A 16452-nucleotide genomic window follows, 5' to 3' on the forward strand; every position below is an offset into this window, starting at 1 on the left:
AAACAAAAAGGAAGCCCTAAGACTCCCTAAATGATTATTTCAAAATTATTCTACACTAAAGAGGTATGGATAAACTGGTTGGTCTCCTTGGAAGATTTCAACTTCGATATCTTCGTGAGCCTCTTCCAATTTTTCCGCAAGTGCTTGAGCTTGTTCTTGATTCCCTTCTTCGCCGACATAAATCATAACAATTTCACTGTCTTCGTCAATCATCTTGTCAAAAGTGTCAAGAAGGGCTTGATCCATATCTGGTGTAGACACAAGGATCTTACCATCAACCATACCAAGGATATCATTTTCATGAATCTCAAGACCATCAATAGTTGTATCACGTACCGCCAAGGTCACGCTACCACTTGTTACATCTGAAAGACTAGCTGTCATAGCTTCAACGTTCGCTTCGATACTTTGACTAGGATCAAAAGCAAGCAAGCTTGTAAAGCCTTGTGGTACTGTACGTGTTTCAACAACAGCCGCATTGACATCTACTACTTCAGCAGCTGATTGTGCTGCCATAAAGATGTTTTTATTGTTTGGCAAGATGATAACATTCTTAGCATTGACCTGCTCAATAGCCTTAACAATATCTTCTGTTGATGGGTTCATTGTTTGACCACCTGAAATCACATAGTCAACACCTTGTGATTTGAAGATATCCGCAAGTCCATCTCCAGCAACAACTGCAATAAGGGCAAAGTCTTTAGGAGCAGAAGGTGCAGCTTGGATAGCTTCTTCTTTTTGAACTTGTGCATCGTGTTGGTTACGCATGTTGTCAACCTTAACTTTGACAAGAGCCCCATATTTAAGACCTTCTTGCATGACAAGACCTGGATCCTCAGTGTGGACGTGAACTTTGACAATTTCATCGTCGTTAACAACAAGGAGAGAATCCCCAAGGTTACTCAAGTAATTTCGGAACTCTTCATAGTCAAAGTCTTTCACATAAGTTGGACCTTGTTTGAGACCAATCATGATTTCCGTACAGTAACCGAAGGTAATGTCTTCTGTGGCAACATGACCAGCAACTGACTTATGATGTTCTGCATTGATCATCTCTGTCATAGTAGCCGGTGTCGCTTGGAAGTCCTCAGAAGCGATATACTCACCTGTGAGGGCTGACAAGAAACCTTCATAAATGAAGACCAAACCTTGACCACCTGAGTCTACCACACCAACTTCTTTCAAAACTGGAAGCATCTCTGGTGTCTTAGCCAAGGCAGCCTTAGCTCCATCGAGAGCTGCACGCATAACCTCAACAGCATCATTTGTAGATTCAGCTTTCTTAATCGCTGCTGAAGCTGCACCACGTGATACTGTAAGGATTGTTCCTTCAACAGGTTTCATAACAGCTTTATAAGCAACTTCAACCCCTGCTTGGAAGGCATGAGCTAGATCTTGGCCGTCAAGTTCCGTTTTGTCTTTGATACTTTGACCAAATCCACGGAACAATTGTGAGGTGATAACACCTGAGTTACCACGGGCACCCATCAAAAGACCTTTAGACAAAATCTGACCAACTTCACCAACTGTTGAAGCTGATTGATCTGCGACAGCTTTGGCTCCGTTATCCATAGTCATTCCCATGTTTGTTCCAGTATCTCCATCTGGTACTGGGAAGACATTGAGTGAATTCACATATTCTGCTTGCTTACCTAGACGTGTTGCTGCCGCTTGGACCATCTCCTGAAGCAAGCTTGTTGTAATTTTAGACACTAGTTTTCTCCTACGACTTTAATATTTTGAACGTAAACATTTACTGTTTCAGCCTTGATACCGAGTTGATTCTCAAGATTAAATTTCACACGTTCTTGAATATTTTTTGAAACCTCACTAATCTTAACACCGTAACTCATAACAGTGTAGACATCCACAGTGATACCTGCATCAGTAGATTTCACGACAACTCCTTTTGCGTAGTTTTCTTTTCCAAGAAGTGCTTGAAAATTATCTCGGATAGCACTCTTACTTGCCATACCGACAACGCCAAAAATTTCTGTTGCTGAACCGCCAACTACTGTTGCGATGACATCATCTGACAATTCGATTTGACCATCTTTTGTATTGATTTTTACAGTCATAATTACTACCTCAAAAAGTTTTTATCAGCTTATTTTACCATATTCGAGCCTACTTGTAAAAAATAAGAAGAAGATACCCTTTGAATAAGAGTATCTCCTCAGTATTTATCATTAAAACTTTCTCTTTACGAGATAACGACGGTACATCACGTAGAGGAAGATCGCACGCCATACATTATCAACAACGGTTGCAATCCAGACACCAGCAAGACCCATTCCCAGACTCACCCCAAGGAAGTATCCTGAGAAAATTCGAATAATCCACATCCCAATAGTTGTCGCATAGAAAGGCATCTTAGCCTTACCCAGACCTTGCCAAACTGCTGTGTAAACTAAAGTCCCCGAAGTCACAGGATTCCCAAGGAAAGAATAAAGAATAACTACCTGACTAGCCGCAATAGCTGCTTTATTATCTGTAAAGAGACCCGATAATCCTTGGCCAAAGAGCAAGATACTCCCTGAAACCAGAACCATCAAGAAGGTGGAAATCCAATAAGACTCTCGTATAATACGCTTCATCTGCGTCTTATCCCCTCGACCCAGACTATTGGCAACCAAGATAACCGTAGCTGTTGCGACTCCCATACCAGGCATATAGTTAAACTGAGTGAGGTTTTCACCAATGGCGTTACCACCGACAACGGCTGTACCAAAGGTAACAATAATAGCCACGATGACCACATCTCCAGCACGCATCATCAGTCGTTCACCTGCTGCTGGCAGGGCAATTCCCAACAACTCTCTATTAAAAGGTTTGGTAATTTCAAGCTGCTTCACATCTAGTTTCATCGCTTGCCAGAGTATCACTGTCCCAACCAAACGAGAGAAAACCGTAGCCGTTGCGACCCCAATAATCCCACAATGTCCCACAAAGATGGCTAAAGAAGATAAAATAGCATTAAGAACATTGGTCAAAAGACTGACGACCATGGAAATACGAGGCCGTCCCTTGGCCCGTAGGATGTTACCAAAAGTAGTCATCAAGGCTAGGAAGACCACTCCTCCACCGACAAGAGCAAGGTAGAGACTACCAGCCTGAGTCACAGATTGCTCAGTACCTAAAAGATTAAGAATGGCCCCACCACCAAAAATGGAAAGTAGACCAAGGATGAGACTAAGAGCAAGGGTAATAATAATAGCATCCCAAGTGTCTCGGTTAGTCGCTTTAACATCACCTTTTCCTAAACTTCTGGCAATGACACTGGCACTTGAGGCTCCTAGAGCAATAAAGATAGCTTGGTAAATCGTAATGATATTATTGGCTACGGAAACCCCCGATATAGCGACAATACCAACCTGGGCCACTAGGTAAGAATCGACAACCCCCATCAACATTTGTAGAAGGTTTTCGGCCATAGCAGGCAAGGCTATGTTTAGAATTTTCTTTGTTTCTGTCATAATATTCTTTTCTATATTGATAAAAATAGGGCTGATTTCTCAGCTCCTATTTTTTTATTCTTATACACCAAGATAGCTTTCAACTGCTTTTTGCATATCAGCTGCCGCAACAACTGTTTTATGGCGAACTTCTGCATGTTCAAGTCCATCTACAGCCGCTGGGATAGCTACACCTGAAAGTTGGTGCAAATCTTCTACCGCTTTGAAATCATCCCCACTGTCTTTACCAGTGACAGCTGAAACAGCCACACGTGGGAATTTGTATGGGCTAGCTGTTGAAGCGATAACTGTTGGTGTGTGGTCATCTGTCTTTTGAACATATGCTTCGTAAACAGCTGAGGCAACTGCTGTATGAGGATCTTCGATATACTTGTCTTCATCATAGACACGCTTGATTTCAGCAGCTGTTTCATCCTCAGTTGCAAAACCTGCTGCAAACAAATCAAGAATATCTTTATCTGCATCAGCCAAAGTATACTCACCCTTAGTCACAAGTGCATCCATAAGCTCTTTAGTCTTAGTAGCATCATTACCAAGAAGGTGGAAAATCAAACGTTCCAAGTTAGAAGATACCAAGATATCCATAGAAGGGCTTGTTGTTACCTTGAAGTCACGTTTCTTATCATAAGTACCCGTTGCGAAGAAGTCTGTAAGGACGTTATTTTCATTAGAAGCACAGATTAATTTGCCAACTGGAACACCAATCTGACGTGCATAATAAGCCGCCAAGATATTACCAAAGTTTCCTGTTGGTACTGTGAAGTTCACCTTATCTCCGTTTTGGATATGACCTGCCTTAACCAACTGCGCATAGGCATATACATAGTAAACCACTTGCGGTACCAAACGACCAACGTTCATTGAGTTAGCTGATGAGAATTGCGTATGATGAGCCAACAATTTCTCACGCAAATCAACATCATTAAACATACGTTTTACATCTGTTTGGGCATCATCAAAATTACCATCAATGGCAATAACGTGCGTATTAGCTCCTGTTTGAGTGGTCATTTGCAATTCTTGGATTTTTGAAACACCGTCTTTTGGATAAAAGACAATGATTTCAGTTCCAGGAACATCTGCAAAACCAGCCATGGCAGCCTTACCAGTGTCACCTGATGTAGCTGTCAAGATGACAATCTTATTATCAACACCTTGCTTTTTAGCTGATGTTGTTAGCAAATAAGGCAAGATTGAAAGGGCCATATCTTTGAAAGCGATAGTAGAACCATGGAAAAGTTCAAGGTTGTAGTGGTTCTTAAGTTTAACTACTGGTGCAATGGCAGCTGTATCAAACTTGTCATCATAAGCATTTGTGATACAGTAATCCAATTCCTCTTCAGTAAAATCATCCAAGAAAGCTGACAAGACCAATTTAGCAACTTCTTGGTAAGAAGCGTCTTTCAATTGATCAAAGTCCAAAGCAACCTCAGGCGTTGACAACGGTGTGAACAAGCCACCATCTGTTGCCAAACCTTGAAGAATAGCCTGACTAGCTGTTACTTTATTATTTTCGTCACGTGTTGATTGGTATACAAGTGTCATGGTAAATCCTCTTTTTAGATAGTCTGTGGCTCTATTGTAGCATAATTGTCAGAATATTTCTACACGTATTGTGACTTGTGAGAAAATCATTCGGATATCACCCTATTTTCTCCTCTCAAAAACATGAAAAAATCCGGAATAGCTATTCCGGATGTCATCTTAAAATTTATCTTTGGTGTCATTCTTAGTTGAGAAAGTGATATCTTTTGATTTTCCATCACCACTAAGCGTTACTTTCTTATCTTTTTTAGTCACTTTTAGCTCTTGACCTTTTTTCACATTGAGACCATCAATATCAACGTCTTTGTTGACAGAAGTAACGGTCATCTTATGTCCCAAACGGCTAACCTTCCCTTTGAAAAGGGTTGTCGTTGTTTCGCCTGTCTTCGAATCATACTTTTGACCGCTGTCTTTTGCAGCTTTTTCAAGAGCTTCATCAAGTTCTTTTTCTATGGTTTCCTCACTGTAATAGTTTTCAAAGGAATCTCCATAGAAGGCTTTAAATAAATCTCCAAAGGCTGAGAAGGACTTCTGAACCCTCTCACGATAGTCCTTGATATAGGTTTTCTTATCAAAAGTATAGCTAGCAGTAACCTTGGCATTGCTACCTTTTACTTTCATGGTTACAGCAGTATCTGTAAAGTACTTTTCAAGCTCCTTACTATCCAAGTCTGTCAAACTTTCAGACATGCTTGAGCTATACTCTCTACCTAGAGAACTACTGTACCATTTGCCATCAATATTACCTGTCACATAACGGTAAGTCATAAAGCCACCGATACATAAGAAGACAAGGACTACCGCTGACAAAACTGAGACTAGGATGCGTTTTTTCTTTTTGGGATCCATTGGTTTCTTAGGAGCCAAATTTGCCATAGCTGCTTGTCCTTCTGGAAAAGCAACCGTAGAAGGTGCTGTTACCTCTGGTGCCGTTTCTGTTGGTAGAGGACTAGTGCTTGTCTCGACGATTTCTGGCTCAACCTTAATAGGTTCAGTAGTAGTTTTATCTTCAGCTTTAGCTGGTGCTTCATTAACAAACTCTCCAGCTTTCAAAGCATCCGCCATTTCCTGAACACTCGGCTTACGTCCGTTTACCGTCTCAAAATAGTCCAACCATTCTTCTCTTGTCATTTATATTCCCCTTTAATTTCCTTTTTTATTTATTTTTTGTAAAGCTAATGTCACCAAATTCACTGTGTGCCTTGATAGTAAAGCCTTCATTGTTAGGCGTATAATCTAAGACATCACCTTTTTTAAAAGCATCTGAATCTCCAGCCTTATCCACAGTGATTGTTTGCTCCCAACGGTTAATATCACCCGTGAAAGCAGTTGTTGTAACACGACCGGTTTTGGCATCGTAGGTATAACTCTTTGGAAGTTCTTTCTTCACTGTCTCATCAAACTGTTTATAGTAGTCTTTTTCTGACAATGAATAACTATCAAAAACCTCCGAGAACTCCTCGCCATACTGACCTTTCAATTCAGTAACTCTACTCTGGTAAGCCTGATAAAGACCTTTACGATTGTAAACAAAGCTCACTTTTAAGTGAGCCTTATTGTCAGTAATACTCATTGCTGTATTGATATCGGTGATAAGATTTTGACCTTGTGGTAAAGCATTACTAACTTTATTCTTAGTAGTAGCAGTATCTTTCAGAGTGGCTAACATTTTCTCACTAAAGGTTGGGCTTGTCCAATCGCCCTCAATGCTTGCGGCTCGATAACGGTATCCCATCACGAGACAAACAATCAAAAGTATGGTGAGTATCGCTGCAATCACACCTGATACCATCCCCACAATATTCTTCGAGGTTACTGGCTCCTTTGATTCTTTTACTTGTTGACTAGGATTGAATTGAACACTCACCATCCTATCAGCATTAAACTCTTTAAACTTATTAGTCGCTCTATTCCCTGCTGTAGAAGCCATTGATGACCTCAATTCATGAGGCTTGAGAGGATGTGCTGTTTCACCCAAACTAAGCCCTTCTTCTTTTGTCATAGGAATCTCCTTATCTTGCTGTAAGGTTATTATAACAATTCTTAAAGCGTTTTTCTATCTTATTCGGGAAAGTCCTTTATTTTTAATTTGGATAAACACTCTAATATAGAGGATTTCTAGCAAAAAAAGGTAGCCCTTATAGAGCTACCTTTGTCTATCGCTTACCCTTTGTAATCAAAGGCAATTTCGATAATTTCTTTCAATTCTGAAATAAGTGGTTCTTTCGGATTAGCTGTTGTACATTGATCTTCATAAGCATGTTCGGCCAAAGTATAGGCAGTGTCTTGAAGAAGTTTCTTAGTGACACCTTGTCCCTTCCAGTTCATGTCAATACCAACGGCAACACCCAATTCGTATACTTTTTGTGCCAAAACTTCAACCAATTCAGCATCTGATTGTTTGTCAGTACCCCATCCCATGAAACGAGCGATATCTGCGTAATCTTTGTCTGCACGGAAGTAGTCATATTTAGGGAACATAGCGTGTTTTTGAGGATCACGACCGTTGTAACGGATAACGTGAGGCATCAAAATCGCATTAGTACGTCCGTGTGGAATGTCAAACATAGGGCCAACCTTGTGAGCGAGTGAGTGGTTGATACCAAGGAAGGCATTGGCAAAGGCCATACCAGCCATTGTTGACGCATTATGCATTTTTTCACGTGATTCTTCATCACCAAAGCGGTAAGAATGTTCGAGATTTTCAAAAACAAGTTTAATCGCTTGAAGTGAAAGTCCACGTGTATAGTCACTAGCCATGACTGATACATAAGATTCAATGGCGTGAGTCAAAACGTCCATACCTGTATCTGCTGTAACGCTAGCAGGCACACTCATAACCAAAGCAGGGTCAACAATAGCAATGTCCGGAGTCAAAGCATAATCTGCCAATGGGTACTTGATATGAGTTTCACTATCAGTGATAACCGCGAATGACGTTACCTCTGAACCTGTACCTGAAGTTGTTGGGATACAGATAAATGTTGTCTTCTGAGCGTAAGGAATCTTGTAAGTACGTTTACGAATATCCAAGAATTTTTGTTTAGCACCGAAGAAGCTTACATCTGGGTGTTCAAAGAACATCCACATAGCCTTAGCAGCATCCATTGCAGAACCACCACCAAGAGCGATGATCACATCTGGTTGGAAGTCTACAAAGCGTTCCAAACCTTTGTAAACCGTATTCGTAGATGGGTTTGGCTCAACATCTGAGAAAACATCTACTGCTGGTCTGTGGCGGTTAAGTTCCAATTGACGTTTAACCAAGTCAGCGTAACCAAACTGAACCATACCAGGGTCACAAACCAACATCACGCGCTCAGCTTCAATGTGGCGCAAGTAAGTTATTGAATCTTTTTCGAAGAAGATTTTTGGTGGGACGCGAAACCATTGCATGTTATTGCGACGCTTTGACAATGTTTTGACATTCAAGAGATCGAATGAGCTAACATTGTGTGACACTGAGTTATGACCATGTGAACCACAACCAAGAGTCAATGATGGAATCATGTTGTTGTAGATATTACCGATACCACCTTCAGCTGATGGGCTATTTACCAAGACACGGCAGGCTTTCATGCGGATACCATATTGGAGTTGGAGCTCTTCATTTTCAGTGTGGATAACAGCTGTGTGTCCAAGACCACCCAAATTGAGCATACCTTCTGCTTTTTTGAAACCATCTTCAACGCCGTCAGATTTGATAAGAGCAAGTACTGGAGACAATTTTTCCAAGGCAAGTGGGTGTTCCATTGTTGCATCTGGAATTTCTGCCAAAAGCAATTTTGTACCTGCAGGAACTTTAAGACCAGCTTTTTCAGCAATTTCAATAGCTGAGTGACCTACAATGGCACCATTTACAGCTGTACGAGCTTCATTAAGAACAACTTTTTCCAATTTAGCAATGTCAGCTTTTTTAGAAATGATGACACATTGATGTGCTTCAAATTCAGCCTTAACTTCGTCATAGATAGCTGCATCAACGATAGCTGCTTGTTCAGAAGCACAAATCATACCATTATCAAAAGTTTTTGAAACGATGATATCGTTGACAGCACGTTTAACCTTAGCATCAGCAGCAATATAAGATGGGACGTTTCCGGCTCCTACACCAAGCGCTGGTTTACCAGTTGAATAAGCAGCCTTAACCATACCAGGTCCACCAGTCGCAAGTACTGTAGCAATCTTAGGATGGTTCATCAAAAGACCAGTTGCCTCGATAGATGGCTCTTCAATCCACTGGATGCAGTCCTTAGGTGCACCTGCTTCGATAGCTGCATCACGAACGATACGAGCTGCCTCTGCAGATGATTTTTGAGCTGATGGGTGGAAGGCAAAAATGATAGAGTTACGTGTCTTAAGAGCAATAAGTGCTTTGAAAATGGTTGTTGAAGTTGGGTTAGTTGTTGGTGTAACCCCACAGATAACACCGACTGGCTCAGCAATAGAAATCAAGCCTTGTTCTTTATCTTCAGCAATAACGCCTACAGTTTTATCATATTTAATACTATTCCAAATGTATTCAGAAGCATACATGTTCTTGATGGCTTTATCTTCATAAATACCGCGCCCTGTTTCATCAACGGCCAATTTTGCCAAATACATGTGTTTATCTAGGGCAGCAATCGCAGCTTGGTGAACAATATGGTCCACTTGCTCCTGCGTAAAGTTAGCCATAGCATCAAGGGCTTCAACACCCTTTGTTGCCAATTCATCAATTACTGTTTGAACATCTTTAGTTTGTTTAGTCATATGAAACTCCTTTGAATACTTGTTAAAAACTTCACAAGCTTTAACACAAGTATATTATAGCGTTTTCTAGTCGTTATGTAAACCCTTACAACGACAAAAATAAAGAAATCCATCCATTTTTGGACAGATTTCATCATTATTACCAAATAATCACACGATCTTCTGGGGCACGCCACATGCCGTCGCCTTCTTTGACGTCAAATTCCTTGTGGAATTCGTCGAAGTTTGGTAGTTGAACATTGGTACGGAGTTTTCCTGGTGCGTGGACATCGACACTTGCAAGGAGTTGCATATATTCTGTCCGAGCTTTCATGCGCCAGATGCGAGCAAAGTTGGTGAAGAATTCTTCTGCTGAGAAATCCTCCTCTTTCTTAGCGGCTTCAAGGGCTGCAGCGATGCCTCCAAGATCCGCTACGTTTTCAGAGACGGTCAATTTCCCGTTAATCTTAGCACCGTAAGAGTCTTGGCCTTCGAACTGATCGATGACTTTTTGCGTGCGAGCGGTAAAGGCTTCGTAATCTTCTGGTTTCCACCAGTCCTTCAAGCTACCATTCTCATCAAAGGAAGCACCATTGGTATCAAAAGCGTGTGAAATTTCATGGGCAATGACTGCACCGATTCCGCCGTAGTTAGCTGATGACGATTGGTGAAGATCATAGAAAGGTGCCTGCAAAATTGCTGCTGGGAATACAATTTGGTTTTGTTGCGGATCATAGTAGGCATTGACCATATTTGCTGGCATATGCCATTCACTTCGATCAACTGGTTGGTTCCACTTACTCCAGCTATGAGCAATTGAAATTTCGTAGAGAGCTTGAGCATTTTCAACCAAGGTTTTGCTCTCGTCGATAATCTTCTTGGCATAAGTTTCTGGTAACTTTTCAGGGTAACCGATATGAGGTGTGATGACATTGAGTTTGACAATTGCTTTTTCACGAGTCTCAGGGGCGAGCCAATCTGCTTTTTCTAGACGAGCCTTGTAAACCTCAATCATAGTTGCAACTTTATGCTCTACGTCTGCTTTTGCTTCTGGTGAGAATTTTTCTCCCGCATACCATAATCCAAGCGCTTGGCTATAAGGCACTTCTGCTAATGACAAGGCTGCTTTTTCTTTGGAACGAGGTTCTGGAATACCTGAAATCGTACGACTATATTCACCAGCCAAGACACGGATTTCTTCCGTCAAAAATAGAGTCCAAGAAAGAGCTGCGCCGAGTTTCAATGCAGCATGAAGGGTCTCCCAGTTGGCTGCTGAGTAGAATGTTGGTGCGAATTCCTTCCAGTAACGCTCTTCTGGCACGATGATTTTATCTGGAGTTTGTCCGATCACTTCTGTAAAGAAGGCATCGAGTGGCAATTCTGGAACCAAGGCCTTGAAATCCGCCCACTCATAGGGATGGTAGAGTTTGTTATACTCTGATTTTTCTTCGTTCGACAAGACATATTTGGCCAATTCTGCATCCCCTGCAATGACCTTATCCAGGATATCTTTGATTTCTTCCTCTGAGAAATCAAATTTTGCCAAGAGTTTTTCCATCATTTGGCGCCAGATAGCTAGTAATTCTGGACCTTTTTCGTTACCTTCTTCATAGTAGGTCGTATCTGGCAAGATGAGAGCCGGTGCTTCTCCCCACAAGACATTCATTTGAGCATTCATAAAGTCTGGTGACACGCTAAATGGCAAGAGATTTGGTTTGCCAGCTAGTTCATAGGTGCCTAACTTGCTGGTATAGTCTTCAAAAGAAGACAAGGCCTTGATTTCATTGATCAAGGGCATGACTGGAGCCACACCAGCTGCTTCTCTTGCATCAAAATCTGCTACCATCTTATGATATTTGACAAAGTTTTGGAGAATACTGTCTTCGGGCAATTCTTCACCTCGTTGCCATTTTCCAGTGATATCCAACATCAAGTTTTCGATATCTTGGTCCAAGTCCATAAAACCACCGGTTGAAGGTTTATCATCAGGAATTACAGCGGTCTCCGCCCATTTTCCATTGACGTAATCATAAAAATCATCTTGTAAGCGTGTCATTACACTTCCTCCATCAACATTAAAAGTGCTTTCATTATAACAAAATTCCCCAGCAAAAGCATTTACTGAGGAAAGTTTGGCTTATTTAACTAAGATTGCTAGGGTTTGATAAGGCTTAAGACTTACCTTTTCAGCAAGCTCTGCATCGTCATAGTTTGATAAGAGCACGCGCCCTGACTGGTATTCTGCTGGAATCTCCACTTCTGCTTCACTTCCATAAAAATTATTGAGTACCAAGAGTTTTTGACCATCTAAGTGACGTTCAAATGCATAGACTTGTTGACTATCTTCAAGTGCTGGCTGATAGCTGCCTTCTGAGATGATAGGCATTTCTTTACGCAAGCGAATCAATTCTTTATAGAATTTAAAGATTGGTCCGTCGATTTCATTTTCAACGTTGATGTCTTTATAAGATTTACCAGCTTTCAACCATGGAGTGCCTGTTGAAAAACCTGCATTTTCAGAAGCATCCCATTGCATTGGCGTACGAGAATTATCTCGTGACTTAGCTTGGATAATCTTGAAGGCTTGCTCAGGAGACTTACCTTGATCCAAAAGCATCTGGTAAGCATTCATGGACTCGACATCCACATAATCTGCCATCGAATCATAGTCTGGATCAATCATTCCAATCTCTTCGCCCATGTAGATATAAGGTGTTCCACGTGACAAATGAATGCTAGCAGCGAGCATGGTCGCTCCTTCATTACGGAAGTTTTTAATATCCACAAAGCGATTCAAAGCACGAGGTTGATCATGGTTATTCCAGAAAAGGGCACTCCAACCACCACGTTCACTCATTTCCTTGCCCCAAGTATGATAGAGACGCTTGAGCTCTTCAAAATCAAAGGGAGCAATGGTCCATTTTTGACCATCTTCATAGTCTACTTTAAGATGGTGGAAGTTAAAGGCCATAGACAACTCGTGGCGCTCCGGTGCTGAATACAAAACACAGTTGTCAATGGTTGTCGATGACATCTCTCCAACTGTCATAAAGCTATCATCAGAACCAAAGGTCGCTTCATTCATCATACGAAGATAGTCATGGACAATTGGTTTATCCGTATAAGCTGGTTTCCCTTCATTTTCAGGGCAATCTACCAAGACCTCATCTTTCCCAATCAAATTGATTACATCGAAACGGAAACCTTTGACTCCCTTGTCACGCCAGAAGTTGACCACCTTGAACAACTCCTTGCGAACATTTGGATTGCGCCAATTGAGGTCAGCTTGGGTCACATCAAAGAGGTGAAGATAATATTTCCCTGTATCTCCAAAAGGAGCCCAGGCAGAACCACCAAATTTAGACAACCAATCGGTTGGTTGGTCTTGGATGAAGAAGAAATCTTGGTAATACTTATCCCCAGCTAATGCCTTTTGGAACCACTCATGCTCTGTTGAGCAATGGTTAAGCACCATGTCTAGCATGAAGTCAATCTTGTGCTCTTTACCGACACGGACCATTTCTTCAAAATCAGCCATATCTCCAAAGACAGGGTTGACAGCTGTGTAGTCTGAAATATCGTAACCATTATCACGTTGTGGGCTCGGATAGAAAGGATTGAGCCAAACCATATCCACGCCCAACTCTGCTAGATAAGGAATTTTTTCAATGATTCCTCTGAAATCACCGATTCCATTTCCTGTAGTGTCCTTATATGATTTTGGATAAATTTGGTAAACAACCTTTGTTTTATCTAGTGCCATATTCCATTCCTTTTCTATTTTTTAACTCAAAGGGTGGGGCCTTTATGCCTCCACCCCTTATGTGTCATTATTTTGTACGCGTTGCAGTCATGAGATCATCCCCACGGTTGATATCACGTGGAAGATTTCCTTCAACATCTGCTTGGAAATCATCTTGATTTGTAATGATAACTGGAGTCTCAGTGACCAAACCAGCTTCTTTGATAACATCCATATCAAAGCTAATCAATTGTTGACCAACAACAACTTTATCACCTTGTTCAACATGAGCCTCAAAACCTTTTCCGTCAAGACTAACCGTATCCATACCAATGTGCATTAGCATTTCAACACCTTCTTCAGAAACGATACCTACGGCGTGCTTAGTTGGGAAGAGTACTGTCACTGTACCATTCACTGGTGAAACCAATTCGCCTTGACTTGGTTCGATGACAACACCTTGTCCCATTACACCTGATGAAAAGACTGGGTCTGTGGCTTGGCTAAGTGGTTTAACTTGGCCAGCAAGTGGACTAACAACCTCTGCTGATTCAACAAGAACCGTTGGTTGTACCAAACCTTCTGAAGCTTCTTTAAGAGCTTCTTGTGCGTGCCCATCTTCCTCTGTTTTCGTTAAAAATCCAGTTTTGTGGAAGAGGAATGTCAATACCATAGCAACTACAATATCGACAATCATGATAATCGCAAAGATTGCCCAATATTGAGGTTTAATTGAGAGGATTGCTGGAAGACCACCGATACCAATAGAGTTTGCTTGAACTCCAAAAACCGCTGAAAGCAAGCCTGACAAGGCAGACGCAGACATACCTGCTACTAATGGATAGACATACTTAACGTTAACACCAAAAAGTGCTGGTTCAGTAACACCAAGATAAGCTGAAATAGTTGCCGGAAGTGAAATTTGTGCTTCACGTTCATCGTGACGTTTAATAAAGTAGTAAGCAAATACTGCTGAACCCTGTGCAATGTTAGAGAGAGCAATCATTGGCCATAAACCAGTACCACCAGCAGTACGCACCAACTCAAGGTCAATCGCATTAGTCATATGGTGAAGACCAGTGATAACAAATGGTGCATAGATGGCACCAAAGATTGCACCGAAGAGCCATTTAACAGGACCAGTCAAACCGGCCAATACCACACCTGAGATAAGGCCTCCAAGCCACCAACCAATTGGACCAAGAACAGCGTAAGAAAGGATAACTGCTGGAACCAATGACAAGAGTGGTACAAAAATCATTGAGATAACTTCTGGAATGTATTTACGCCAGAAAATTTCAAGGTAAGAAAGTGTTAAACCAGCCAAGAGGGCAGGAATAACTTGTCCTTGGTAACCAACTTTTTCAAAACCAAGGATAAAGTGTGGAATATCTCCTGCAGCCTTGTGAGCCGCATATTCATAGGCACTAAGCAAGCTAGGATGAACCAAGCAAATCCCAAGTACAATACCAAGAATTTGACTTGTCCCCATCTTACGAGAGACAGACCATGTGATACCTACTGGCAAGAAACCAAAGATAGCACCACTGATGACTGAAACAATTTCATTAACACCTTCCCAGAATTTCGAGACCTCAACAATTGTTTTACCACCTAGATTACTGAATTGGATACTACCCAAGACATTTTGCAGACCAAGAAGAAGCCCCCCCAACAATCAAAGCTGGAATAATAGGTGTAAAGATCTCCGCCAAGGTTGTCATAACACGCTGAACTGGGTTTTAGTTACTCTTGGCAGCTGATTTAGCAGCCTCTTTAGAAACACCTTCAATCCCTGATACAGCAGTGAAATCGTTATAAAAGATTGGCACATCATTACCAATGATAACTTGGAATTGACCTGCATTGGTGAAAGTCCCCTTAACAGCAGGAATGGCTTCGATTGTTTTCACATTTGCCTTCTTGTCATCACCAAGAACAAAACGCATGCGCGTCGCACAGTGAGTGACAGCAGTCACATTTTCTTTACCACCGATTGCAGCAAGCAGATCTTTGGCTTCTTGTTCAAATTTACCCATTTGAATCTCCTTTTCTTTTTTGACAATATCTGATTGACTTGATAAACTGATTGTAAACGATTGCAAATTTGTCTGCAAGTGTTCCGGGATTTTTTAACATATTTTTGTAAAAAAACATCGGTTGTATGTTTTTTTACCTACAAATGAGGAGAAAGATGAAAAAATATCAGATTATTTATAAAGATTTAGAAAAAGCTATCCATGAGCAAAAGTATCAAGTGGGAGACTTCCTCCCCACCGAGCAAGAACTGGTTCAATCTTACCAGGTTAGTAGAGATACTATACGAAAGGCATTAACCTTACTCGTTGAAGAAGGCTTGGTCAAAAAAATTCATGGCTCTGGTTCTCAGGTTATTAACCAGGAACAAATCAACTTTCCTGTGTCTGACCTTACTAGTTACCAAGAACTAATAGAACAACAAGGCCTTAATTCGCAAACCAACGTTATTTCTCTGGATAAAATCATCGTTGATTCCAAACTCTCAGAAAGAACTGGTTTTTCTAATAGCCGACAGGTCTGGCGTGTTGTTCGTCAAAGAGTCGTTGATAGCTGTGCCTCTGTTATAGATATTGATTACCTAGATGCAAGCCTTGTTCCTCAACTAAACCGTAGCATTGCTGAATACTCTATTTACGACTACATTGAGAATCAGCTCAACCTTAGCATTTCCCACGCCTTTAAAGAAATCACTATCGATAATGCTACCGATCAGGATAAGATTCTTATCGACCTAGGTAAGGACCAGCACGTCGTCTGTGTCCGTTCAAAAGTTTATTTAAACAATGGAAAACAGTTCCAATTTACGGAAAGTCGCCACAAACTTGAAAAATTCAAATTTGTTGATTATGCCAAGCGCCATCATTAAAACGAAAAGCCCAGCTAACAGAAAAAGTATCGGACATTCTTGTCCGATACTTT

At 41.2% G+C, this 16452-nt stretch carries 10 protein-coding genes and 2 pseudogenes; 1 reads left to right on the forward strand and 11 read right to left on the reverse strand.

Annotation, left to right across the window (positions count from 1 at the left end):
- Positions 1–45: 45 nt before the first annotated feature.
- From HMPREF2607_RS00430 to HMPREF2607_RS10740, 11 genes and pseudogenes are all read right to left on the reverse strand, one after another.
- Positions 46–1713 carry a DAK2 domain-containing protein gene (locus tag HMPREF2607_RS00430; protein ID WP_070475335.1) on the reverse strand — a complete coding sequence of 556 codons (1668 nt, stop codon included), beginning with the start codon at positions 1711–1713 and terminating at the stop codon, positions 46–48.
- Positions 1713–2078: an Asp23/Gls24 family envelope stress response protein gene (locus HMPREF2607_RS00435; protein WP_002885694.1), complete on the reverse strand. Its 366-nt coding sequence runs from the start codon at positions 2076–2078 to the stop codon at positions 1713–1715. The genes HMPREF2607_RS00430 and HMPREF2607_RS00435 overlap by 1 nt, the downstream gene beginning before the upstream one ends.
- A gap of 111 nt (positions 2079–2189) precedes the next feature.
- Complete coding sequence (locus HMPREF2607_RS00440) at positions 2190–3476, reverse strand: MATE family efflux transporter (protein ID WP_070475337.1); 1287 nt, start codon at positions 3474–3476, stop codon at positions 2190–2192.
- Between the two features lie 60 nt (positions 3477–3536).
- Positions 3537–5021 (reverse strand): threonine synthase, encoded by a 1485-nt coding sequence (thrC, locus tag HMPREF2607_RS00445; protein ID WP_045769373.1) that lies wholly within the window; start codon positions 5019–5021, stop codon positions 3537–3539.
- A 159-nt stretch (positions 5022–5180) separates the two neighbouring features.
- Positions 5181–6152 carry a hypothetical protein gene (locus tag HMPREF2607_RS00450; protein WP_021147500.1) on the reverse strand — a complete coding sequence of 324 codons (972 nt, stop codon included), beginning with the start codon at positions 6150–6152 and terminating at the stop codon, positions 5181–5183.
- Between the two features lie 25 nt (positions 6153–6177).
- Positions 6178–7023 (reverse strand): hypothetical protein, encoded by an 846-nt coding sequence (locus HMPREF2607_RS00455; protein ID WP_048790857.1) that lies wholly within the window; start codon positions 7021–7023, stop codon positions 6178–6180.
- Positions 7024–7184: 161 nt separating this feature from the next.
- Positions 7185–9797, reverse strand: a pseudogene (adhE, locus tag HMPREF2607_RS00460) (bifunctional acetaldehyde-CoA/alcohol dehydrogenase); the annotation flags it as partial.
- Positions 9798–9912: 115 nt separating this feature from the next.
- A complete protein-coding gene (locus tag HMPREF2607_RS00465) occupies positions 9913–11808 on the reverse strand; it encodes a M13 family metallopeptidase (RefSeq protein WP_070475339.1) in 1896 nt (631 codons plus the stop codon).
- 81 nt (positions 11809–11889) lie between these two features.
- On the reverse strand, positions 11890–13515 hold the full coding sequence (gene treC, locus HMPREF2607_RS00470; protein ID WP_070475341.1) for an alpha,alpha-phosphotrehalase: 1626 nt from the start codon (positions 13513–13515) through the stop codon (positions 11890–11892).
- Positions 13516–13582: 67 nt separating this feature from the next.
- A complete protein-coding gene (locus HMPREF2607_RS00475) occupies positions 13583–15148 on the reverse strand; it encodes a PTS sugar transporter subunit IIABC family protein (RefSeq protein ID WP_398581617.1) in 1566 nt (521 codons plus the stop codon).
- Positions 15139–15533: pseudogene (locus tag HMPREF2607_RS10740) on the reverse strand (glucose PTS transporter subunit EIIB); the annotation flags it as partial. The gene HMPREF2607_RS00475 and the pseudogene HMPREF2607_RS10740, both read right to left, overlap by 10 nt.
- Positions 15534–15688: 155 nt before the next feature.
- Between HMPREF2607_RS10740 and treR the strand changes: the two are divergent.
- Positions 15689–16399 carry a trehalose operon repressor gene (treR, locus tag HMPREF2607_RS00480; RefSeq protein ID WP_014635135.1) on the forward strand — a complete coding sequence of 237 codons (711 nt, stop codon included), beginning with the start codon at positions 15689–15691 and terminating at the stop codon, positions 16397–16399.
- The last annotated feature ends 53 nt before the right edge of the window (positions 16400–16452 follow it).

This window comes from Streptococcus sp. HMSC078H03, assembly GCF_001808655.1.
Lineage (GTDB): Bacteria > Bacillota > Bacilli > Lactobacillales > Streptococcaceae > Streptococcus > Streptococcus salivarius_G.